This is a genomic window from Sphingomonas sp. BLCC-B65, from assembly GCF_028550675.1.
Classification (GTDB): domain Bacteria; phylum Actinomycetota; class Actinomycetes; order Actinomycetales; family Microbacteriaceae; genus Microbacterium.
Genome location: NZ_JAQQGL010000001.1, coordinates 2,197,142 through 2,219,815, shown reverse-complemented (window position 1 = coordinate 2,219,815; position 22,674 = coordinate 2,197,142). Strand labels below are relative to the sequence as shown.

The window sequence follows — 22,674 nt, the reverse complement described above, 5'->3', positions numbered from 1 at the left end:
CGTCAGTGGGTGAAGACGGGGAGGGTGCGTTCGGGCGCGACCACGTACCGGCGTCCGTAGGGGGAGATCCATTCGAGCGATCCGGAAGAGGTGCCCTCGCTGAGTTGGCGCACCTGCCAGCCACCGTGGTGTTTGACGGTGTGGTGTCCGCGACACAGTGGGGCGAGGTTGGTCAGCGCGGTATGGCCGCCGTGTTCCCAGGCGAGGGTGTGGTCGAGGTCGCATCGGTCGGCGGGCATTCCGCAGCCAGGTGCCATGCACCGCGCCGCGCGCCAGCGGGCGAGCTGCTGCAGCGCGGGTGGGGGCCGGTAGCGTTCTCGCCCGACGGAGACGACGGCGCCGGTGTCGGGGTGGGTGAGGATCCGCATCCACCCGTCTCCCCCGCCGCACAGCTCGCGGGCTCTGTCGATCGGGATCGGCCCGACACCGTCGACGACGGCGACCCCGCAGTTCAGAGCATCGGTGGATGCGTCGAGGAGGGCAAGGGCGGGAACGGTGACGACGACGGTGGCTCGGATGCCGCGGGCGGCGTCCGGGTGAGCGGTGCAGGTGCCGTCGATCAGCAGGTCGCCGAACACGTCTGCGCGCGCCTGCTCCAGCGTGCGCTCATCGCCGTCAGCAGCAGTCACCGCCTTCGCGATCGCGGTGAGCCGTCCGTGGATGGCGTGGGCTTCCACCGCCGGGAGGTAGGCGTTCAGCCATGCCATCCCGTCGTCCGCCGGTTCCACGAACACCCGCCGCTCGTCCAGCGCCCGCTCGTGCCGCTCCGGGAGGCTCTCCACACGGGTCTGGTCGATCAGCGCCCGCAGCCGGCGACGGAATGTGCCGACCGGTTCCGCCTCCGCGAGGACGAGCGCCCGCGGAAAGACCGCGTCGCGCTCGGTCGCGGCGAGCGGGTCGAGCAGTTCGACCAACACGTGCACGTGCCGTTCCGTCACCCGCGCCGCCCCCAACGCGGCCAGCGCGGCGGGGTAGCGGGTCTCGAGCGCCTGCGCCTCGGCGATCAGCATCCCGGCGGCATGCTCCGTGACCCGCAGCGCCGCCGCGAGTTCCAACCGGATCGCCCGCTCGGCCACATCGATGAGGCCCCGACCGCGACCAGCAGCGTCTGCGAGAGCTTCTCGCCGGTACGTGGCGACCCGTCGGTAGCGTTCCGCGGCGAAAACGGCGACCATCGCATCCGCATCACAGACCAGGTCCACCGCATCGGGCGGAACCCAGCCCGGATCGCACGGAAACGCATCGTCTTCGACGGCATCCCACCCGCCCGGAACATCCGGGGAGGAACTACCGTCGACGACCTTCATAGCCCCGACGCTACCGGCAACCTCCGACATTCCTCGTCGGAGAGGCACCGAAAACCGCAGTTCAGGAGGAGATTCAGCCTCCCAGGACCATCATCCGCTCGGGATTCGGCAGCGGCACGAACCCGACCTTCTCGTACACGCCGTGGGCGTCGGCGGTCGCGAGCATGGTCCGCTTCAGTCCCCACGGCCGAACCGCGGCCGCGATCGTCTCGGCGAGCAGCGTTCCGACACCCGCGCCGCGTGCGGACGGCGTGACGAACACGTCGCACACCCACGCGAACGTCGCAGCATCGGTGACGACGCGCGCGTAGCCGACGAGTATGCCGTCGGCATCCAACGCCCCGAAGTTCAGCGACGCCCGGGCGGCGCGTTCGACGAGCTCACGGCTGCGCCCGAGCGCCCAATACGCCTCCTCGGAGAGCCAGCGGTGCACGAGGTCCAGGTCGATCTCGTCCAGCTCTGTCGTCACGCGCACACCGGTCATGTCGTCAGCATACGAGAGGAGCCCGGACGCACCCGCGGCATCCGCCGCCTGCCCCATCGAGTACCGTCGAACGGTGACTTCCGCGACCGATCCGACCGACACCTACACCGTGGCCACCGACGGCGCCTGCAAGGGCAACCCGGGACCGACCGGTTGGGCATGGGTCGGCGAAGACGGACACTGGGCGGCGGGCGCGATCCCGGTGGGCACGAACAACATCGGCGAGCTCATGGGGCTGCTGAAGGCGATCGAGGACCACGCGGACGTCGCACATCTCGTCGTGCAGGCCGACTCGAAGTACGCGATCGACACGTACTCCTCGTGGATGGATGCCCACCGCCGCCGCGGCTGGAAGACCTCCACCGGAGCACCCACCAAGAACCGCGACCTGCTCGAACAGCTCATCGCCGCTCGCGACGCGCGGCGAGCGGCCGGTCTTCCCGACGTCGTGCTCGAGCACGTCCGCGGGCACCGCGGACACGTCCTGAACGAATGGGCCGACGAACGCGCCGTCCGCGGCGCCGAGCACGCCGCGAAGGGCACTGCGAGTGCGTGGTCGTCGTTGGGCGGCCTGCACCCTCAGCTCGACGTGTCCGCAGCACCGAAGAAGAAGCGCTAGTCCTGGGTCGTCCCCTCGAACAGGCCGATGTGGTTGCCGTCGGGGTCGACGATCATTGCCCACCAGCTCTTCGCCGTGATCGGCTGCTTGCCCATGGCGACCGTCGCCCCGGCGGCCTCGGCCTTGGCGATGGTGTCGTCGATCGAATCGACCTCGACGTACGAACGCGGCTGGGTGAACCCCTCGCTGCGCGGGGCGAGTCCGCCGCCGCTGATGCCGTTGGGGGCCGACCACATCGGGTAGCCCTCGAAGCCGGGCGGCTCCGCGATCTGCCAGCCGAACAGCTCGGAGTAGAACGCCGCCGCCGTCGCCACGTCCGCGACCGGGATGTCGATGTGCGTGATGTCGCCGTGTGCCATGAGGGCCCCCTTCGTCGCGCACAGTCTTCGCCACCGGGGGTGCGCCCGCAAGAGGGTCACATCTTGCGCGTCAACCGTTCACACGCGTCCAGCGCCGGCCGCTGCCCGGCGACCAGTCGGGGGCGGGCTTCTGCGAGCGGCATCCAGGCCACGCGGTCGATCTCGGGAAAGCTCTGACGGCGTCCCGACCGCGGCGGCCACTCCATCTCGAACGCGCCGAACACGAGCGCGGCGCGGTCGACATCGGAGGCGAGGAATCCCGTGCCGTCGCCACAGAACACCGTGACGGACTTCGCCCCCGAAGAGTACGCGAAGGTGCCGAGCTCGACATACGGGACATCCGGCGGATCGACACCGAGCTCTTCGCGGAACTCGCGCGCCGCGGCATCCCTCGCCGCCTCCACCTGCGGATCGAACTCGCCCTTGGGGATCGACCAGGCCCCCTCGTCCTTGCGCGCCCAGAACGGACCGCCCATATGTGCGACGAGCGCCGACACCGTGCCGTCCGGATCGGTCCGGTACAGCAGGATGCCGGCGCTCGTCGTGACCATCGTCAGACGACGTCTCTCATCGTGAGAGCGCTCAGAGCGGACGAGAGGCAGGCGAGACCGTGTAGGTCTCTTCGGGGTCGGTGACCGCGGCGGGGGCGAGGGCCTCATCGATCGCCGACATCACCTCGGCATCGAGGACGACGCCGGACGCCTTGACCGAGTCCTCGAGCTGCTCGGGGCGCGAGGCGCCCACGAGTGCCGCCGAGACGTTCGGGTTCTGCAGCACCCACGCGATCGCCAGCTGCGGCATGGTGAGGCCCGCCTGCTCGGCGATCGGCTTGAGCTTCTGCACGGCGGCGAGCGTGTCGTCCTGCAGGAAGCGCTTGATGAAGTTCGCCCCGCTCTTCTCGTCGGTCGCCCGCGAGCCCTCGGGAACGGGCTGACCGGGCAGGTACTTGCCGCTGAGCACGCCCTGCGCCATCGGCGACCAGACGATCTGCGAGATGCCGAGCTCCTCGGAGGTCGGCACGACCTTGCCCTCGATGACGCGCCAGAGCGCCGAGTACTGCGGCTGGTTGCTCACGAGCTGGAAGTTCAGCTCCTTGGCGAGTGCGGCGCCCTCGCGCAGCTGCTCGGCCGTCCACTCGCTGACGCCGATGTAGAGGGCCTTGCCCTGGCGCACGATGTCGGCGAACGCCTGCATCGTCTCCTCGAGCGGGGTCTCGTAGTCGAAGCGGTGCGCCTGGTACAGGTCGACGTAGTCGACGTTCAGCCGGCGGAGCGAGCCGTGGATGCCGTCGAAGAGGTGCTTGCGCGACAGACCCTGGTCGTTCGGACCCTTCTTGCCGATCGGCCAGTAGACCTTCGTGAAGACCTCGTAGTCCGTGCGCTCGAGGCCCTTCAGTGCGTCGGCCAACACGACCTCCGCGGCGGTGTTGGCGTAGGCATCCGCGGTATCGAACGACGTGATGCCGAGATCGAGTGCCTTGTGCACGGTGGCGATAGCGGCGTCGTTCTCCACCTGGGAGGCGTGGGTCACCCAGTTGCCGTAGGTGATCTCCGAAACCTTGAAGCCGCTGTTGCCGAGATAGCGATAGTTGACCATGACTCCACGCTACTGCCGCCGCCGATGCACGGGGCCAGCCTTGACAGGACGCGTGGACGGGTTCAGTCGACGGGCACGGATGCCGCGACCGCGCGGTCTTCCTCGGTGGCGACGAGCTGGCCGCACGCGCCGTCGATCTCCTTGCCGCGGGTGTCGCGGAGGGTCGTCGGAATGCCGGCTTCGTTGAGGCGGCGCACGAACTCGCGCTGCACCTCCTTCTCGGAGGCCGTCCACACCGACCCCGGCGTCGGGTTCAGCGGAATCGGGTTCACGTGCACCCAGCCGCGGCCGCGGTCGTTGAGCTTCGTCGCGAGCAGATCGGCGCGCCACGCGTGGTCGTTCATGTCCTTGATCAGGGCGTACTCGATCGACACGCGGCGGCCGGTCTTCTCGAAGTAGCCGCGCGCGGCATCCAGCGCCTCGTCGACCTTCCAGCGCGAGTTGATCGGGATCATCTCGTCGCGCAGCTGGTCGTCGGGAGCGTGGAGGGACAGCGCGAAGGTCACCGGGATGTCCTCTGCGGCGAGTTTGTTGATCGCCGGCACGAGGCCCACGGTCGACACCGTCACGCCGCGAGCGCTCATCCCCAGGCCGTGATCCTTGTCGACCATCGTGCGGACGGCCTGCATCACCCGGTTGTAGTTGGCGAGGGGCTCCCCCATCCCCATGAAGACGATGTTGGTGACGCGCTCGTCGGCGTGCTCGGCGGGGCCCAGCTCGCCGGCACGGATCGCCGCGTTCGCCCGGACGACCTGCTCGATGATCTCCGCCGCCGACATGTTGCGGGTGAGCCCGGCCTGACCGGTCGCGCAGAACGGACAGTTCATGCCGCACCCCGCTTGCGACGACACGCACAGCGTGATGCGACCGGGGTAGCGCATGAGCACCGATTCGACGAGCGCGCCGTCGTGCAGCTTCCAGAGGAACTTGATCGTGTCGCCGCGGTCGGTCTCCAGCCGTCGCACCTCGGTGAGCAGGTGGGGCAGCAGGCCCGCGACGAGCTCCTCCCGACCGGATGCCGGGAGGTCGGTCATCGCGGCGGGATCCGACGTGTAGTGCTGGAAGTAGTGCTTCTCGACCTGCTTGGCCCGGAAGCCCGGCAGCCCCAGCTCCTTGACCTTCTCGACGCGCTGCTCGGGCGTCAGGTCGGCGAGGTGCACGGGCGGCATCCCCCGCTTGGGTGCGGCGAACTGCAGGAGCGGCTTGCCGTCGGCGTCGAGCCGCTGGGTCCAGCCTTCCGCGCGCGGGCGCACCTGACGGGGACGGGTGGTGCGCACGGGGCTGGACTCGGTCATGTCTCCAGGGTACCGAGGCCACCTGGATGAGCGGCGGGCGGACGGATCGTCGATTCCCGCACGGTGAGGCGACCATCGACCCAGCCGATGGGAAGAGGGTCGGTGATGCCGCCCACGAACGCACCGTGCTCGTCGAGGTTGTGGAAAGCGAACAGCAGCCACTGGCCGTCGTCGCGCCGTCGGAGCAGCCGCCCGACGTAGAGGCTCGCGTCGGTGAGGGGGTAGGCCTCCTCGACCTCGAACGGCCCGAGCACGCTCGCCGCGGGAACCGCCCACGTCCCGCCGCGTTCGGCGGCGCGGGCCGGCATCGCGTGCTCCGCCAGGCAGGAGAACAGCAGCACGGGCCGCCCGTCGACGACCTCGACCTGCATGACCTCGAGCTGTCCGAAGCCCCGCTCGCTGGGCGCCGACAGCGGCGGTCGCAGCTCCCACGTCTTCAGGTCGGGCGACCAGGCGTGGCCGATGACGCCGCGGCCGAAGGCCGGACCCTCGGGGGCACGGGCGGTCACCAGCATGTGCCAGCCGTCGCCATCGGGGTCGGCGAACACCCAGGGGTCGCGGAACGCCTCGTCGTGCCAGTCACCGTCGGCGAGCGTCTCGTACCAGGGGCCGGATGCCGACAGCAGCGGCCCCGGCACCTTCGTCCACACCATGAGGTCGGGCGAGGTCGCGCAGCCGATCCGCTGCACGTTCTTGCCATCGGGAGCCAGCGACGACCCGGTGTAGAAGAGGTACCAGAGCCCGTCGCCGCCGCGGACGGTCGAGCCGGTCCAGGTCGCGAGATCGTCGAAGCTGCCCGCCTCGCCGCGGACGATGGCGTCGGCGACCGGCGTCCACGTGACGAGGTCGTCGGACACGGCGTGGCCGACCGAGGCCCGGTAGTGGCGCGCGTCCGGATCGTGCAGGGCGCGCGAGGCATAGAGGAAGAAGAGGTGGTAGGTCTCACCGTCGTCGGCGAACCAGTAGTCCCAGACCCAGGAGGAGGAGAGGTCGAACATGTGCGCTTAGCCCTTCACTCCGCTGGCCGCGATGCTGCTGACGAACGCGCGCTGGAAGACGAGGAACACGATGAGGACGGGGAGCGTGATCAGCGAGGTGTAGGCCATGACCTCTCCCCACGCCGTGTTCAGTTGGAAGAAGTACTGCATCCCGACCATCACGGGCCGCAGGCCCTCCTTCTGCACCACCATGAGCGGCCACAGGTACTGGTTCCACGCGGGAAGGAACGTGAGGATCGCGACGGTCGCGAACGCCGGCCCCGACAGCGGCACGATGATGCGGCGGTAGACGGTGAACCAGCTGGCGCCGTCGATGCGCGCCGCCTCATCGAGCGAGGCCGGGATCGTCGAGAAGTACTGCGCGAACAGGAAGATCGAGAACGCGTTGGCGATGAACGGCACGATCTGCACCTGGTAGGTGTTCAGCCAGCCGAAGTCGTACTTCAGCACGCCGCCTTCCATCACCAGAGTCGGCAGGTGGGACACCCAGTAGACCATCGGCACGGCGATCGTCTCGAACGGCACGATGAGGGTCGCGATGATCAGCGCCATCACGACGAGGCGCCCCTTCCACCTCAGTCGCGACAGGGCGAAGCCGGCCATCGAGTTGACGATGAGCCCCAGTCCCACGGTCAGCACAGTGACCAGCACCGAGTTGAACATGAACTGGGCGACGGGAACGCGGTCGAAGACGCCGAAGTAGTTGTCGAGGCTGATGTCGCCGACGGGGAGGAAGGCCGCCGGTGAGTTGACGTCGCGCAGGATCTGCGCGTCGGGCTTGAGGCTCGAGACGAACATGAAGACGAGCGGGAAGAGGAAGAGCACGCCGAAGCCGCTCATCACGACGTACATGAGGATCTTCCCGATGCGCCGACGACGGCGCTCGCTCGCGTCTTTGCGCACGGGGCGCGGCGCGGATGCCGGGGCGGACGCCGGAGCCGGGGCGGGGGTGACAGTGGCGGTCATGACTCAGTCCTTGTCTCGCGTGAGCCGGCGCTGGATGAGCGCGATGATCAGTACCGCGACGAAGAAGATCAGCGAGATCGCCGCGGCGTATCCGATCTCCTGCTGCTGGTAGCCCTTGCGCACGGCGTGGTAGACGATCGTCGAGGTCGAGCCGGTCGGCCCGCCCTGCGTCATGACGTCCACCTGCACGAACAGTCCGAGCGCGGCGATCGTGATCGTGACGAGGACGAACACCATGGTGGGACGCAGGCCCGGCCAGGTGACGCTTGTGAACTGGCGCCAGGGGCTCGCGCCGTCCATCTTCGCGGCCTCGTAGAGCTCCTCGGGAATCGTCTGCAGCCCCGAGAGCCAGATGATCATGTGGAAGCCGACCGCCTGCCAGATCGACAGCACGATGATCGCGGGCAGTGCGGTCGCCGGATTGTTCAGCCAGTCCACGCTCTGCCATGCGCCGAAGGTGAGCGTGTCGATGAACGAGTTGATGAGCCCGTCCTTCTGGTACATGAACTTCCAGAGGATCGACACGACGACGATCGAGGTCACGACGGGGATGAAGAAGATCACGCGGAACGCGGTGACCCCCCGCATCCGGCGGTTGACCAGCACCGCCAGCAGCAGGCCGAGACCGGCCTGCACCGGCACCACGACGAGCGCGAACAGGAAGGTGTTCCAGGCCGACTGCAGGAACATCGGGTCGGCGCCGAAGGCACGAGCGAAGTTGTCCAGGCCGACGAAGCGCGGCGGGTTCGGCGAGATGAGGCGTGCGTTCGTGAACGAGAGCCCGAACGCAAGCAGCACGGGGATGACGAGGAACAGGACGAGGAGGATGCCGGCCGGGGCGATCATCGCCAGGCCGGCCCACGTCTCGCGTCCGCGGATGGAGCGGAAGCGGCTCAGGGCGCGCCGCGGCTTCTCAGCCACGGCCGTGGCAGGGGTGACAGTCATGGTGACTCTTTCGAGGTCGTCGAGCGGAGCGGGTGGGACGTGTGAGCGCCCCACCCGCTCAGGCTCACTTCTTGAAGCCGTACCCGTCGTTGGACGAGATGTTGGCGTCGATCTCGCTGACGGCCTGGTCGAGCGAGCTCTTGACGTCGGCGCCGTTCATGATGTCTTTCGCCGCAGTCTCGAACGTGGTCGAGATGACGGCATAGGCCGGCGTCTCCGGGCGCAGAACGGCGAACTTCTGCGAGAGCTCGACGAACGGACGCAGGACGCCCTTGTCGTTGAAGTACTTCGACGCCTGCGCGGCGGAGTCGGTCGCGGGAATGACGATCTGCTGGTCGGCGAACTGGGTGATGTACTTGTCCTGGAAGCTGAACTCGAGGTACTTGCGCGCGCCGTCGGCGTCGTTGCATCCCTTGGAGATGGCCCACTGCCAGGATCCGCCGCCGATCTTCGGGCCGGTGCCGAGGTCCGGCGGAGGCAGGATCGCGAGGTCGTCGCCGACGGCGTCGACCGACGCGAGCGCGTTCCACACGCCCGTGTAGCTGAGAGCCACCTTGTTGTCGACGAACTCCTGGTTGCCGACCGTGCCGTTCGCGTTGGCGTAGCCGTCCTTGAACAGGTTCTGGAACCACGTACCCCACGCCACCGCGTCGCTGCCGTTGAGCGCGCCGTCGGCGGTGAGCATGGTGGAGCGGTCGATGAGATCGCCGCCGAAGCTCTGCAGGAACGGCGAGTACGCGTAGGGCCACCACTCGCCCTTGTCCTCGGCGCCGATGTCGATCGGGGTGTCGTAGCCGGCGGCCTTCAACGTCGCCAGGACCGCGCCGAATTCGTCCTTCGTCCACGGCTTGTCGACGGTCGGGATGCGGATGCCGTTCTTCTCCAGCACCGACTTCCGGGCGAAGATCGACAGCGCGGCATCCCAGTAGCCGGCGGAGTAGATCTGCCCGTCCCACTTTCCGACGGCGGTCGGCAGCAGCGCATCGGTGATCTTCGTGTCGATGCCCAGCGGCTGCAGGTAGCCGGCCCACGCCCAGTTGGGCATGATCGGCCCGTCGAGGTCGAGCAGGCAGGGAAGGTCCCCGGATGCCGCGGCCGCGACGACGGCGTCGTTGTACGCGCCCTGGGGGAAGGACTCCTCGACCACTTCGTACTTGTCCTGCGACGCGTTGAAGTCCGAGATGATCTGCTGATAAACCGCCAATTCGGCGGGGTTTCCGGCCGAATGGGTCCACATCGTCAGCTTGGTACGACCGTCCGCGGTCGTGCTGTCGCCCGTGCCGGCTTGTCCACAGCCGGTCAGCGCCAACACACCGACGAGCCCCGCCGCAGCGAGGAACGACACGGATGTGCGCTTCATTGTGATTTCCTTGTCTCGTGACCGACGCGCGCGCCGGTCACCGGTCGGGGGTCGCCGAAAGCGACCGCTCGGTGTGTTGTGAGGTCCGTCGCCGGTTCTGTTTGGCGACGTGCGCCGGCGGCGGACCCACGGAGTCTCGTCGAATGACGGGACACTCCATCTGGTGGACGGCATCCACTCCCCCCTCACGGATGCCGAGTGCAACCTCCATCGCCCAGCGGCCCATCTCGTAATGGGGCAGGGCGATCGTGGTCAAAGGAGGGTCTTGTTCGGCGGCGATGAATTGCTGGTCGTCGTAGCCGATGATCGAGATGTCTCCCGGAATCTGCAGTCCGCGCGCGTGGATCGCGGTGTACGCACCGGTCGCCATGCGGTCGTTGAAGCAGAAGATCGCCGTGGGGCGATGATGCTCGGGCAGATCGAGAAGACGGTCGGCGGCCTCGCGACCGCCGCGGTGCGAGGTCTCCCCGTGCACGTGCAGCCGGTCGTCGATCGCGATGCCGGCCTCGGCGAGCACCGCGCGGTAGCCCTGAAGACGGAGGTCGGCGGCGAGAGGCCGGGTGGCGTCCTCGGCCGTGTCGATGTAGGCGATGCGCGTGTGACCGGCGGCGACGAGTTCCCGCGTCGCCGCCGCCCCGCCCTCGCGATCGTCGGGGACGACGCTGGGAAAGCCGACGATGCCGTCCGCCGGCCGGCAGTCGAGCAGCACGGTACCCGCGGGCAGACTGACGTCGGCCGAGACGACCCGATGCCACATCGCGGCGTAGATCAGCGCGTCCACCTGCTGCGCGGTGAGCGCACGGATGGCGGCCTCCTCGACCTCCGTGTCCGAACCGGTGTCGACGAGGAAGACGAGGTGCTCGTTGGCCCGGGCGACGTCCTGAGCGCCGGCGAGCATGCGCCCCGCGAAGGGTGTCGTCGCAATCTGGTCGGAGATCAAACCCACCGTCTTCGTGCGCTGCCGGCGAAGCCCGCGCGCGAGTGCACTGGGCTCGTATCCGACCGCGGTCGCCGCTGCGCGGACGCGGTCGCGCGTCTCCTGCGAGATACGCGACTCGACATCGTTGAGCACGAGGGACACCGTCGTGACCGACACTCCGGCCGCCGCCGCCACATCGGAGATGCGCACCCGAGCCATGTCATCACTTCCTCGTGATAAATCGATTTATCGTCTGGAGCGATTATTGACCTACCGCGGCGCGCACGTCAAGCGTCGGGAGGAAATAGGGTTGTCAGGCGCTGCGGCGTTCGGCCTGTGCGACAGGATCGGGCACCGGCGCCGCCGCGATCAGCGCCCGCGTGTACGGATGCCGCGGCTCGCGCAGCACACGGGTGCGCGGACCCTCTTCGACGACGCACCCGTGCTGCAGGACGACGATGCGATCGCACAGCTCGTCGACGACCGCGAGGTCATGACTGATGAACAGGCAGGCGAACCGGAGGTCGCGCTGCAGATCGCGCAGCAGCTCCAGCACCGTGGCCTGTACCGAGACGTCGAGCGCGCTGGTCGGTTCGTCGGCGATCAGCAGACGCGGGCGAAGCGCGATCGATCGCGCGATCGCGACGCGCTGACGCTGACCTCCCGACAGTTCGTGCGGGTACCTGCGGCGCCACGCGGCCGGTAGACCCACGGCATCCAGAAGCCCGCCGACCCGCGCCTCGAGGGCACCGCCGCGAAGACCCGCGTGTACGCGGAGGGGCTCGGCGACGGCCTCGCCGATGGTGCGCCGCGGATCCAGGGCCGCCGTGGAGTTCTGGAAGACGACGCCGACCTGGCGCTTGACCTCCACGGCGCGGCGGCCGCGCGCAGCGCGGAGGTCGACGTCGGCGATACGCACCGTGCCGGAGGAGATGGGAGTGAGTCCGAGAGCGCAGCGCCCGATAGTGGACTTTCCCGACCCCGACTCGCCCGCGAGAGCGACGATCTCACCCTCCCGTACCTGGAGTGACACGTCGTCCACCGCGTGCACGGCGTGGCGCCCCCGTCCGTAGACGACCGAAAGTCGGTCGACATCGAGGACGATCGCGCTGCCGGCTGGGTCCGGACGTTCGGGCGCTCCCAGACGCGGCACAGCCGCAAGCAGCCGGCGCGTGTAGTCGGCATTCGGCGCGGAGAACAGCTCGCGCACCGCCGCGGCCTCCTCGACCATGCCGTCGTGGAGCACGACGACGCGATCGGCGATGTCCGCCACCACACCCATGTCGTGGGTGATCATGATGATCGCGGTGCCCACGCGCTCCCGCAGGCGGCGGAGCACGTCGAGCACCTCGCGCTGGACGGTGACATCCAGTGCCGTCGTGGGCTCGTCCGCGATGAGCACTTCGGGATCGCACGCCAACGCGATCGCGATCATGACGCGCTGGGCCTGCCCCCCGGACAGCTGGTGCGGATAGCTGGAGACGCGCTTGTGCGGTTCGGCGATCTCGACCATCTCGAGCAGCTCGATCACCCGGGCGCGACGCTCTGCGCGGGTCATGTCCGGACGGTGCACGATCAGCATCTCTTCGATCTGCGCCCCGACGGAGAAGACCGGGTCCAGGGCGCTGCCGGGGTCCTGGAAGACGACACCGATGCGCGTTCCCCGCACCGCCTCGCGTCGGGCGCGCGTCATCGCGAACAGATCCTCACCGTCGAGCAGCGCCTCGCCGCGGACGACGGCGTTGCGCGGCAGCAGACCCACGAGCGAGAGCGCGCTGACGCTCTTGCCCGAACCGGACTCGCCGACGAGGGCGAGCACCTCGCCGCGGTCGACGGCGAAGGAGACACCGCGCACCGCTGTGGTCGTCTCGCCGCCGACGACGAAGTCGACGGTGAGATCGCGGACATCGAGCAGCGGCGTCACGGCGCGACGTCCTCGTCGATGTCGGCGTCACGATACGCCTGCCAGTCGGCGAGCATCTTGCGGTGATAGCCCATGAGCCAGATCATGTACCGTCGCGCGTTCTGCAACCGGGTGCGGGGGCCGGCGGCGTCGTCCGGCAGGATGTCGAGACCGTACTCGATCGTCGATGTCACCCGGCGCGCATAATCGCGCTCACCGGCCAGGAAGCTGCCCCAGACGTCTTCCTCCACCCGGAAATACCGGTTGCGGTCACCGGGCAGCGAGTGCGGCTTCAAGAAGCCGAGGCTCACGAGGGCCCGCGTGGACATGGACACCGCGCCGGCGCTCGCCCCGAGCAGGTCGGCGATCTGAGCGGACGACAGGAACGGCCGGTCGACGATCAGCAGCAGGCCGAGCACCCGCCCGTCCATCCGGGGGTTGCCGGCGGCGCCCCAGGAAAAGGCGAAGTCCTCGACGAAAGTACGCGCCTCCTCGCTCAACGGCTCCGATGGTCGGTCGATCTCCTCGCTCACAGCGACATCCTCTCCAACACTGCCCCCGGATCGGGAAGCGCCATGGCCTCAGTGAACACGGCATGAGGCCACATGGTCATGCCGCTCCACGAGATCGATTCCACCGCACCGTCGGCCGCTCGCGCCACCTCGACGGGTTCGCCGGTGGCGCCGAAGCCGTCACGCCGGGACTGGCGGAGCGTCCCGTCGGCGGCGATCTCGACGCGTTCGGCGCCGCGCGCCGGGTCGTCGGCGACGGGGTGCAGCGCAAACGTCGCACCGCCGAGGTGCGCGATGTCCAGCACGCTCCAGAGGCTCGCGAACCGTTCCTCCGGCAGCTCCGCCCGCTCTTCGTCGTCGGCGTGGCTGAGCGCGAGGTGGATCAGCGCCATCGCTCCGGTGGCGAGAAGATCCGCGGGTCCGTCGATGGCATTCGTGAACACGCTGACGGAGACACCCTCGTCCGGGTCGAGCCAGGTGCGCGTGATGTGTCCGGGATACCCGCCACTGTGGCCGACCAGGCGCCGCCCGCCGAGGGTGTGCAGTTCGAATCCCAGCCCGTAGTCGCGCAACGCGCCGCCGATGTCGATGCGCGAGTGCGGGTGCTGAGCCTGCCGCTTGGCGTCGTCGGAGACGAGACGTTCGTCACCGAGGCGGTGGGCGCTGAGGTAGGCCGTCGTCTCGGCGGCGGTGGAGAACCATCCCGTCGCCGCGGCGAGCGCCCGCGTGTCGACGTGACCGATGACGCGACGCTCGCCGTCTGCGAGACGGGCGGTGTGACCCGCGGCATACTCCGCTTCGCGGGCGGCCTGCCATTCCGAACCCGACCGCTCGAGCCCGAGCGGAGCGCAGATGTGCGCACGGGTGAACTCGTCGTAATCGACGCCGGATGCCGCCTCGACCACAAGACCGAGCAGCCCGTAGGCGATGTTGGAGTACTTGAAGAACTCGTTGCGGGCGAACACGCGTCCCTCCGCGCGGCAGATCTCCACGAGTCGCGCTCGATCGGGGAAGGGCCCCCCGCGCTGCCAGTAGTCGGCATCGCGTCCGTCGCGCACCACGCCGCCCTGGTGAGCGAGCAGCTCCCGCACCGTGACGGACGCCAGCTCGGTGTCGACGAGCTCGGGAATCCAGCCGGCGATCGTGTCATCCAGACGGAGGTCGCCGCGGTCGGCCAGCTGCAGCACGGCGGTGGCCGTGAAGGTCTTCGAATGGGACGCGATGCGGAACAGGTGCTCTCCGGTCAGCGCAGCACCGGTCGCGGCGTCGGCGACTCCCCACGCGAAGTCGAGCACGAGCTCGCCGTCCAGACGGATCGCCGCTTGGATGCCGGGAACCTGCCGCTGCGCCCCGGCGAAGGCGAACCAGCGGGCGGCGTACCGTGCGGCATCCTCGACGGCGCGGCGTCGCGCGCTCGCGCGCGGTGCGGCGGCGTCCTCGGGGGCGGAGGCGGTGACGGTCACAGACGACGTCCTTTCGGGTCGAGCGCATCGCGGAGGATGTCGCCGAGGGTGATGAGCGCGAACACCGTCACGCTGAGGAAGAGGGCGGGGAAGAAGAGCATGTGCGGTGAGGTGCCGAAGTACGACTGGGCGTTCGCCATCTGCAGTCCCCACGAGATCGACGGGGCCCGCAGACCCACCCCGAGGAAGGTCAGCGTCGACTCGGCGACGATGATGCTGCCGACCATCGTCGAGGTGATCGCGAGCACCGGGCCGAGCGCGTTCGGCACGACGTGGGTGAAGAGGGTCCGTGCGTGAGAGATGCCCATCGCGCGCGCCGCGCTGACGTAGTCCATGCGACGAACGGTGCGCACGGACGTGCGGACGAGCCGGGCGAGGGTCGGCCAGCTGAACGCGGCCAGCACGACGGCCACGATCACAGGGGTGCGCTCTCCCACGCTGTTGAGGACGATGATGGCCCCGAGGATGAACGGGAAACCGAGGAACACGTCGGTCAGCCGGGAGATGATCGTGTCGGCGATGCCCCCGTAGTACGCCGCCAGAGTGCCGACGACCACGGCGACCAGAAGCGCGATCACCGTGGCGGTGAGGCCGATGAACAGCGATGTCCGCGTACCGTGGATGACGTTCGCGTAGACGTCGCACCCCTGCAGGTCGGTGCCGAACACGTGCGCGGAGCTCGGCGGCTTGGCACTGTCACGCAGGTTGCAGGCGCGCGGGTCGGGCTGGCCGAACAGCCCACCGATGGATGCCGGAAGAAGCGAGATCACGGCGAGTGCGGCGAGGATCACGACGCTCAGCCAGAACAGGACGCGCCGGCGCAGACTCGCCCAGACACCTCTGCTGACGGTGATGTGCTCGAGGGCGACGACAGCGGTCTCAGTCATGACGACTCCGGGGGTCCAGCAGCGAGTTGAGCAGATCGACGAGCACGTTCAGCACCAGGAAGATCAGGATCAGCGTCGTCCCGACCCCGACGATCGTCGGCCCTTCGTGCGTGCGGATGGCTCCGAAGAGCAGCTGTCCGATGCCGGGCAGGTTGAAGATGCCCTCCACGACGACGGCGCCGCCGAGGAGGAACCCGAGGTCGATCGCCACGAAGGTGAGCACCGGCGCCACGGAGTTGCGCATGACGTGGAGGCCGACAATGCGGCGGCGCGGCATGCCTTTCGCGCGCAGGGTCCGGACGAAGTCAGACTCCATCGAGTCGACGACACTGCCGCGCATCAGACGGGTGATGGAGGCCAGGCCGAACAGGGCGATGACGAAAGCCGGGAGCAGGTACGACACCGGCCACCCGGCATCCGTTCCCGCGATGGGAAACCAGCCCAGCTGCAGACCGAAGACGAGCTGCGCGCTGACGGCGACCACGAAGACGGGGACCGAGGTGGCGAGGATGGTGCCGAACAGCACCGTGCGGTCGATGGCGCCGTCGCGGCGCAGGCCCGAGATCAGCCCCAACGCGACACCGAGGACGACCTCGATCACCCAAGCGGTGACGGCGAGCGTGATCGTCACGGGCCACCGCGACGCCATGCGGTCGGCGACCGGCACGCCGCTGAAGGTCGTGCCGAGGTTCCCGGTGAACAGTCCGCCGAGGTAGCGGAGGTACTGCTGCCAGAGGGGCTCGTCTAGGTGGAACTGCTCGCGAAGCTGCGCCACGACGTTGGCCGGCAGCGGCCGGTCTCCCCCCAGCGCCGCGATCGGATCGCCCGGCAGCGCCCAGACGGTCGCGTAGATGATGAAGGTCACCCCCACGACGACGATCAGGAACTCGAGCAGGCGCCCACCGACGCGGCGCGCGGCGATCACTCGGCGTCCTCGGCGACGCGTCGGCGCACGGTGGCGAAGAGAGCGGCCAGCTGCACGCCGACGAGGGCGTTCAGCGGCGCGGGGGCGAGCTGCGCGTGCGGGTCGGCCGCAAGCCAGTCCTCCCAGCGCGCCGTGAGGGCGGTGAGGGCCGCGCGTACCGACGGCGACGCCGTGCCAGCGTGCACCTCTGCAGCCAGCGCTCGCCGCAGGATGCCGCCGAAGCGCAGCCGGAAGGTGCGCACCACCTCCGCGTTGCCGAACACCTCGGCCACCGTGGCCGGCCGGTCGGTCTCGGGGCTGGCGATGCGCACCCGCTCGGCCGCGGCGACGCTGCCCATCCCCGGAGCGAACGCCTCGCTCGCGCGGCGGAACGGCGAGTCGATCGTCATGTCGCCGCGCACGCCGTCCAGGATGCCGGTCATCACGTCGTGCAACTCCTCCAGCGCGGCGGCCTTCGCGGTGAGCACCGCTCGGTATGAGGTGCCGGTGTCGGTCGTGTCGGCGGCATCCGGATGACACCAGTACGGCAGTTCGGCGATCATCGTCGTCGTACCGAATCTCTCCAGGTAATCCGCGGTGCCCGCGCCACCGGCGCGCGGTTCGGCGAGTCCGAGAGCGATGCGCCGGTCAATCTGCTCGCGGGTGAGCGGAGCTCGGAACACCGCATCGGCGAGCAGGTCGAGCCCGGCGATCTCGGGCTCGCCGACGTCGAGGGGAAGCCCGAAACGCGCCGGGATGGCGCTGAGTTCACGGGCGAGCACGGCGTCGGCCTCGTTCGTGTAGAAGTACACGCCGCCGAACTCGCCATTGTGCAGTCCGACGAAGACGTCCGGACGCACGCGATCGAACAGCTCCATCAGTGCCGACGTCTCCGGGATCGGCGCGTCGAAGCCGAACCCGCGGTACGAGAACGGAAACGACCACTCGACCTGCTCGTCGGGGGCCGGGCGGTAGAAGCCGCGATAGTAGTCGTCGCGACGCAGCGGCGCCGCGAACCATCCTTCGTTCAGCCGGGTGCCGTCGGGGTCGATGCAGGGAACGAGGTGCCAGGTCGCGTCGAATCCGAACGTATCGGGGTCGGCGATCAGCACGCGTGCCAGGTGCTGGACAGTGCGAAAGCCGATCGGTTCGTTCGGATGCACGCCCGCTGCCACCACCACGCTGCGCTCCCCGCCGACGATCGTGAAGAGGTGGATCGGATCGCCGAGCCGGGATCGTCCGATGACGGATGCCGTGATGCGATCGGGGTGAGCGCGACTGAGCTCCATCAGGTCGTCGCGCAGCTCGTCGACGGTGGGAAAGCCATCGGCCGGCACACCGCTCGTGGCGAGGTCGGCGAGGGAGGGGAAGGGCATGACGTGCTCTCCTGCACGGTCGGCGGGGTCAGGGGCGGGTGCGGAGCGTCCGGCGGGGGGTGGACGCTCCGCACCCCGATCGTCACTTCGAGAGGACGATCGATCGGTAGGTGGGGTTGCCTACCGGAGATGTCACGAGTTCGGCGACTCGCGGAGAGGTGACGTACGAGTACTTCTCGAAGAACAGCGGCACTGCAGGGAAGTTCTTCTGGATGATCTGCTGCACCGAGGCGTACGCGGATCCGTCCGTCGACAGGTCGCCGTCGGCCGCCGTCATCGCGGAGGCCACCTCGTCGCTGTACCACGGGATGCAGTTGTTGCAGCCGCCGCCCTTGATGAAGAACACGCGCAGCGTCGCCTGCTGGCTGGGGTACAGGGCGCCCCAGCGCGAGAAGAAGGGACCGGTGATGTTCTGGTCGTTGCGGTTCTGCAGGAACTCCGCCCAGTCAGCGCTGGGCTTCGCGGTCGCATCGATGCCGAGGTTCTGTCGCAGCTGGTTCGCGATCGCCTGGTACAGCGGGTCGAGACCGCTGCCTCCCGGGTAGTAGATCTCCATGGGGCCGCTGAAGCCGCCGGCCTGCGCGAGCAGCGCCTTGGCCGCCGTGGGATCGAACGTGCAGTACTGACCGCAGATGCCGGTCGGCGTGCCGGGCTCGATCGCGGGCGTCCACGCCGTCGCGGGGTCATAGGTGCCGCCGTAGATCACGTCGATGATCGCCTGCCGGTCGATCGCCATCGAGATGGCCTGGCGTACGCGCTCGTCCTGATAGGCGGCGTTCCACAGCGGCAGACCGAGGAAGGAGATGCCGGGCGCAGCGAACGAGTAGAGACGCTGTCCGAAGTCCGTCGAGGCCTGCGTGAGCTTGGACGCCGGCACCCCGGCCACATCCAGGTTGCCGGCGAGGACATCGGTGTACGCCGTCTCGCTGTCGGTGTAGGGGACGAAGGTGATGCGATCGATGGTCGGCTTGTCGCCCTTATAACCCGAGTAGGTGTCGAGCACGATCGGCTCGTTCTCGACGTAGTCCTGCGCGAACTGGAACGGGCCGTTGCCGACGGGATGCTTGTTGTAGGCCGTGAAGTCCGTGAACGCGGATGCGGGCATCGGATACATCGCGGTCTGCGCCTGCGTCACCTGGAGGGGGAACTGGCTGTCGGGCCCGATCAGCGTGACGGTGAAGGTATCGGTGTCGACGACCTTCAGGCCCGACATCTTGTCGGTGGCCGGCGTCCCGGACTTCGGGTTGAGGTCGGCGTAGCCGACGATGTTGGCCAGCTGGCCCGAGTTCTCGAAGGCGTTCGGGCCGTACGCGACCGCATTCCACGAGTCCACGTAGCTCTGCGCGGTGACCGGCGTGCCGTCCTGGAAGGTCCAGCCGTCACGGAGCTTCACGGTCCAGGTCGTCGCGTCCGGCGACTCGATCGACTGCGCCTGGACGTAGTCGAGTGATCCGTCGGAGTTCAGGAACGCCAGCGGGGACCAGACCGCCATGTTCACGTCGTACGCCACGGATTGACGTCCGGGAATGATCAACTGCGGATCGGTGGAGGCGACGCGGATCTCCTTCTTCTGATCAGCGCCGGAATCGGACGATGTCGCGCTGCACGCGGACAGGGCGAGGGCGGCGGCGACCACCGTGGCCGCTGCAGCCAAGAGCCTCTTCTTCATGGTTTCCTCATTGCGGGTTGCGGGACGGGTGAGGTGCTGCGCCTCACCGGCGAGGAGCAGGACCGGCGAGATACCCACACAGTAGGGGTTAAATCTTTCGAACTTTCAGTATGTAATGAAACCTTTACAACGACGAAATCGACGGAGTCCTCCCTCGGGCGGCTTCTAGACTTCTCAGCATGAGCACCCCCGACGCCGCGGCATCCGCTCGGCGCACCCACCCGACGCACGCCGTCCCGGTGCACAAGGTGCTCAACAACAACGTCGTGATCGCCATCGACGAGTCGGGGCGCGAGCGGGTTCTCATGGGACGCGGCCTCGCGTTCGGGCTCAAGCCCGATGACGTCCTCGATCCGGCCAAGGTCGAGAAGACGTTCATCCTCGACAACGGCGCCGACGGCGAGCGCGAACGGCGCCTGCTGACCGACGTGCCGTACCCGATCGTCGAGGCGGCCACGCGCGCTGTGGATGAGGCCGAGCGCCGGCTCGGACGCGATCTCGGGCGACGGTTCACCATTGCCGTGATCGACCACGTCGCCTACGTGATCGAGCGTCTCGACAAGGGCATGCGGATCACGACGGCATCCATGCCCGAGCTGCGCGTGCTCCACCCGCACGAGTTCGGGGCTGCCGAGCACATGGCCACCTCCATCGCCACGAGCCTCGAGCGCGAACTGCCCGCCGAAGAAGCCGTGTTCCTCACGATGCATCTGCTCAATGCCACTCGCGACGAGCCGAACGGCACGGCCGCGCTGCTGTTTCGCCGGGTGCAGCACGTCGTGGAGGTCGTCGAGCAGTCGCTCGGTGTGCGCCTGGACGTCGACGGTCCCGACTACGCGCGTTTCATCCTGCATGTGCAGTTCCTGCTGCAGCGTCTCGTGAGCCGCACGATGCTGGCCAGCGGCGATACGTCGTTCTTCGAGTTCGCCAAGCACAGCTACCCGCGCTCGTACGAGATCGCCGAGCATGTGAAGGCCTACGTGCACGGCGCGACCGGGTCGGATCTCACCGACGAGGAGTTGCTGTATCTCATCGTCCACGTCGAACGCCTGCGCGCTCAGGTCGCCCCTGGCGCAGATCCCGACCCTGTGGTAACTTGATCGCAGATCCCTGGATCGTTACCGCGCAAGCGGGCGAAACCTGGACTCACCGATTGCTTCGGCTTTCATCGAGTCCAGGTTTTTTTGTTGCCCGGGCAGAGGTGCCCGGCATCCCTTCACACACAAGGAAAGGCGAATCCGATGGCGGATTACGCAAAGACCGCGGCCGGTGTCCTCGCCGGCGTCGGCGGCGAAGACAACGTCACCTCGCTCGTGCATTGCGCGACGCGTCTGCGCTTCGTCCTCAAGGACGAGAGCAAGGCGGATGCCGCGACGGTCAAGGCGGTTCCGGGCGTCATCACGGTCGCCCAGGCCGGCGGCCAGTACCAGGTGGTCATCGGCAACGACGTGCCCGAGGTGTTCGCGGAGATCGGCAAGATCTCCCGCGTCGGCGGCGGCCAGGACAGCGCTCCGGCCGAGGGCCCGAAGGGCAACCTGTTCAACCGCTTCATCTCGATGATCTCCGCGATCTTCACGCCCGCACTGTGGACGCTGGCGGGCACCGGCCTGCTCAAGGCGTTCCTGTCGGCGGCGGCGACCTTCGGATGGATCGACGCCACCTCGTCGACCTATGTCGTGCTCTACGCGCTGTCGGACGCCTTCATCAACTTCCTGCCGATGGTCCTTTCCATCACCGCCGCCCGCTACTTCAAGGCGAACGAATGGACCTCGCTCGCCATCGCCGGCGCGTTGGTCTACCCGACGATCGTCGCCGCGAACGGTGCCCCGGGCCTCACGTTCTTCGGCATCCCCTTCACGATGGTCAGCTACGTCTCCAGCGTCATCCCGATCATCATCATCGTGTGGCTGCAGAGCCACGCCGAGAAGTTCCTCTACGCGAAGCTGCCGGGCGCGATCCGCCGCTTCGTCACGCCGATGATCGTCGTGCTCATCGCGGTTCCCCTCGTCTTCGTCGTCATCGGCCCTATCTCCGATCTGCTCTCGCGCGGCGTCGGCGGCGCGGTCAGCTGGGTCTGGGACGTCGCGCCCTGGGCCGGCGGCGCGATCATGGGCGGCCTCTGGCAGGTCTTCGTCATCTTCGGTCTGCACTGGGGCCTCGTACCGGTCTTCCAGGTCGAGTTCCAGACGACCGGACAGATCCTCCTGCTCGGCCCCGTGTTCGCCGCCGTGCTCGCCCAGGCGGGAGCCGTCGCCGGCGTCTGGGTGCGCGCCCGCAACAAGAACCTCAAGTCCCTCGCCGCTCCCGCGACGCTCTCCGGCTTCCTCGCCGGCATCACCGAGCCCGCGATCTACGGCATCAACCTGCCCCTCAAGCGGCCGTTCGCCTTCGGCGTCGCCGGCGGCGCCCTCGGCGGCGCGATCATCGCGCTGGGCGGTGTCTTCTCCAAGGCGTTCGTCGTCCCCTCCGGTCTCGCCATCACCGCCCTGCTCGGCAATGGCAACATGGTGATGCTCGGTCTCGGCCTGCTCGTCGCGATCGTGCTGCCGTTCGCGCTCGTCGTGATCGTCGGATTCAAGGAGCCCGCCGACGACGCCGCACCGGCCGCCGTCCCGGTCGCCGCGAACGACGTCACGGTGCTCGCCCCCGTCGACGGCACCGTCATCGCGCTGAACGAGGTGGCCGATGCAGCCTTCGCCGACGGCGCGCTCGGCCAGGGCGTCGCGATCCAGCCGCGCTCCGGCGCCGTCTACGCGCCGTTCGCCGGCACCGTCGTCGCCGCCTTCCCGACCGGTCACGCGTTCGGTCTGCGTCACGCCGACGGCACCGAGGTGCTGATCCACATCGGCCTGGACACCGTGAAGCTCGGCGGCGCCCACTTCTCCGTGAAGGTGGCCGCCGGACAGCAGGTGGCCGCCGGCGATCTGCTCGTCGAGTTCGACGGTGACGCCATCGAGAAGGCCGGCTACGACCTCACCACCCCCGTCATCGTGACCAACCCCGACCTGTACCCCGCCATCGCGGATGCCGCGTCCGGCCCGATCGCCCACGGTGAGCCCCTGTTCACCGCCGTGTCGGTCGACTCGGTCGCCGCGACGAAGTGACCGCGGAC

General features: G+C 68.6%; 21 protein-coding genes. 3 read left to right on the top strand and 18 right to left on the bottom strand.

Annotated features, from left to right (window positions below; translation table 11 throughout):
• Positions 1–2: 2 nt before the first annotated feature.
• Both PP359_RS10520 and PP359_RS10515 read right to left on the bottom strand, forming a co-directional pair.
• Positions 3–1,307, bottom strand: a complete 1,305-nt coding sequence (locus PP359_RS10520; RefSeq protein ID WP_239498477.1) for an HNH endonuclease signature motif containing protein — start codon at positions 1,305–1,307, stop codon at positions 3–5.
• 73 nt (positions 1,308–1,380) lie between these two features.
• Positions 1,381–1,791 (bottom strand): GNAT family N-acetyltransferase, encoded by a 411-nt coding sequence (locus tag PP359_RS10515; RefSeq protein ID WP_036319721.1) that lies wholly within the window; start codon positions 1,789–1,791, stop codon positions 1,381–1,383.
• Positions 1,792–1,864: 73 nt separating this feature from the next.
• Here PP359_RS10515 and PP359_RS10510 point away from each other — a divergent pair, with 73 nt between their 5' ends.
• Positions 1,865–2,410 (top strand): ribonuclease H family protein, encoded by a 546-nt coding sequence (locus PP359_RS10510; protein ID WP_112931948.1) that lies wholly within the window; start codon positions 1,865–1,867, stop codon positions 2,408–2,410.
• Here the strand turns inward: PP359_RS10510 and PP359_RS10505 are convergent.
• The 16 genes from PP359_RS10505 to PP359_RS10430 all read right to left on the bottom strand — a co-directional run bounded on the left by PP359_RS10505 (position 2,407) and on the right by PP359_RS10430 (position 19,562).
• Positions 2,407–2,769 (bottom strand): VOC family protein, encoded by a 363-nt coding sequence (locus PP359_RS10505; protein ID WP_499250522.1) that lies wholly within the window; start codon positions 2,767–2,769, stop codon positions 2,407–2,409. The genes PP359_RS10510 and PP359_RS10505 overlap by 4 nt on opposite strands.
• A 56-nt stretch (positions 2,770–2,825) precedes the next feature.
• A complete protein-coding gene (locus PP359_RS10500; RefSeq protein ID WP_347417878.1) occupies positions 2,826–3,320 on the bottom strand; it encodes an NUDIX hydrolase in 495 nt (164 codons plus the stop codon).
• A gap of 31 nt (positions 3,321–3,351) precedes the next feature.
• Positions 3,352–4,365, bottom strand: coding sequence for an aldo/keto reductase family protein (locus PP359_RS10495; RefSeq protein WP_036319715.1), 1,014 nt, complete (start codon positions 4,363–4,365; stop codon positions 3,352–3,354).
• A gap of 62 nt (positions 4,366–4,427) precedes the next feature.
• The gene (rlmN, locus tag PP359_RS10490) at positions 4,428–5,660 is read right to left on the bottom strand and encodes a dual-specificity RNA methyltransferase RlmN (protein WP_295776696.1); all 1,233 of its coding nucleotides are present in this window, start codon (positions 5,658–5,660) and stop codon (positions 4,428–4,430) included.
• Positions 5,657–6,658, bottom strand: coding sequence for a hypothetical protein (locus PP359_RS10485; protein WP_499250521.1), 1,002 nt, complete (start codon positions 6,656–6,658; stop codon positions 5,657–5,659). The genes rlmN and PP359_RS10485 overlap by 4 nt, the downstream gene beginning before the upstream one ends.
• A 6-nt stretch (positions 6,659–6,664) precedes the next feature.
• Entirely contained in the window at positions 6,665–7,624 is a 960-nt protein-coding gene (locus PP359_RS10480) for a carbohydrate ABC transporter permease (protein ID WP_112931952.1), read from the bottom strand.
• A 3-nt stretch (positions 7,625–7,627) separates the two neighbouring features.
• Positions 7,628–8,569 carry a carbohydrate ABC transporter permease gene (locus PP359_RS10475; protein WP_112931953.1) on the bottom strand — a complete coding sequence of 314 codons (942 nt, stop codon included), beginning with the start codon at positions 8,567–8,569 and terminating at the stop codon, positions 7,628–7,630.
• Between the two features lie 64 nt (positions 8,570–8,633).
• Entirely contained in the window at positions 8,634–9,929 is a 1,296-nt protein-coding gene (locus PP359_RS10470; RefSeq protein ID WP_112931954.1) for a sugar ABC transporter substrate-binding protein, read from the bottom strand.
• A gap of 37 nt (positions 9,930–9,966) precedes the next feature.
• On the bottom strand, positions 9,967–11,067 hold the full coding sequence (locus PP359_RS10465) for a LacI family DNA-binding transcriptional regulator (protein ID WP_135948893.1): 1,101 nt from the start codon (positions 11,065–11,067) through the stop codon (positions 9,967–9,969).
• A 94-nt stretch (positions 11,068–11,161) separates the two neighbouring features.
• Positions 11,162–12,772, bottom strand: coding sequence for a dipeptide ABC transporter ATP-binding protein (locus PP359_RS10460; RefSeq protein WP_208656990.1), 1,611 nt, complete (start codon positions 12,770–12,772; stop codon positions 11,162–11,164).
• Complete coding sequence (locus PP359_RS10455) at positions 12,769–13,284, bottom strand: GbsR/MarR family transcriptional regulator (protein ID WP_051039667.1); 516 nt, start codon at positions 13,282–13,284, stop codon at positions 12,769–12,771. The genes PP359_RS10460 and PP359_RS10455 overlap by 4 nt, the downstream gene beginning before the upstream one ends.
• On the bottom strand, positions 13,281–14,726 hold the full coding sequence (locus tag PP359_RS10450) for a serine hydrolase domain-containing protein (protein WP_499250520.1): 1,446 nt from the start codon (positions 14,724–14,726) through the stop codon (positions 13,281–13,283). Before PP359_RS10450 ends, PP359_RS10455 begins: the two co-directional genes overlap by 4 nt.
• Positions 14,723–15,613, bottom strand: coding sequence for an ABC transporter permease (locus PP359_RS10445; protein ID WP_036321581.1), 891 nt, complete (start codon positions 15,611–15,613; stop codon positions 14,723–14,725). The genes PP359_RS10450 and PP359_RS10445 overlap by 4 nt, the downstream gene beginning before the upstream one ends.
• Entirely contained in the window at positions 15,606–16,538 is a 933-nt protein-coding gene (locus PP359_RS10440) for an ABC transporter permease (RefSeq protein WP_499250519.1), read from the bottom strand. Before PP359_RS10440 ends, PP359_RS10445 begins: the two co-directional genes overlap by 8 nt.
• A complete protein-coding gene (locus tag PP359_RS10435; RefSeq protein WP_112931958.1) occupies positions 16,535–17,893 on the bottom strand; it encodes a M14 family zinc carboxypeptidase in 1,359 nt (452 codons plus the stop codon). The genes PP359_RS10440 and PP359_RS10435 overlap by 4 nt, the downstream gene beginning before the upstream one ends.
• Positions 17,894–17,975: 82 nt before the next feature.
• Positions 17,976–19,562, bottom strand: coding sequence for a peptide ABC transporter substrate-binding protein (locus tag PP359_RS10430; protein WP_295776711.1), 1,587 nt, complete (start codon positions 19,560–19,562; stop codon positions 17,976–17,978).
• Between the two features lie 179 nt (positions 19,563–19,741).
• Between PP359_RS10430 and PP359_RS10425 the strand changes: the two genes are divergently transcribed.
• Entirely contained in the window at positions 19,742–20,662 is a 921-nt protein-coding gene (locus tag PP359_RS10425) for a PRD domain-containing protein (RefSeq protein ID WP_347417884.1), read from the top strand.
• Between the two features lie 141 nt (positions 20,663–20,803).
• Complete coding sequence (locus PP359_RS10420; RefSeq protein WP_499250518.1) at positions 20,804–22,666, top strand: beta-glucoside-specific PTS transporter subunit IIABC; 1,863 nt, start codon at positions 20,804–20,806, stop codon at positions 22,664–22,666.
• The last annotated feature ends 8 nt before the right edge of the window (positions 22,667–22,674 follow it).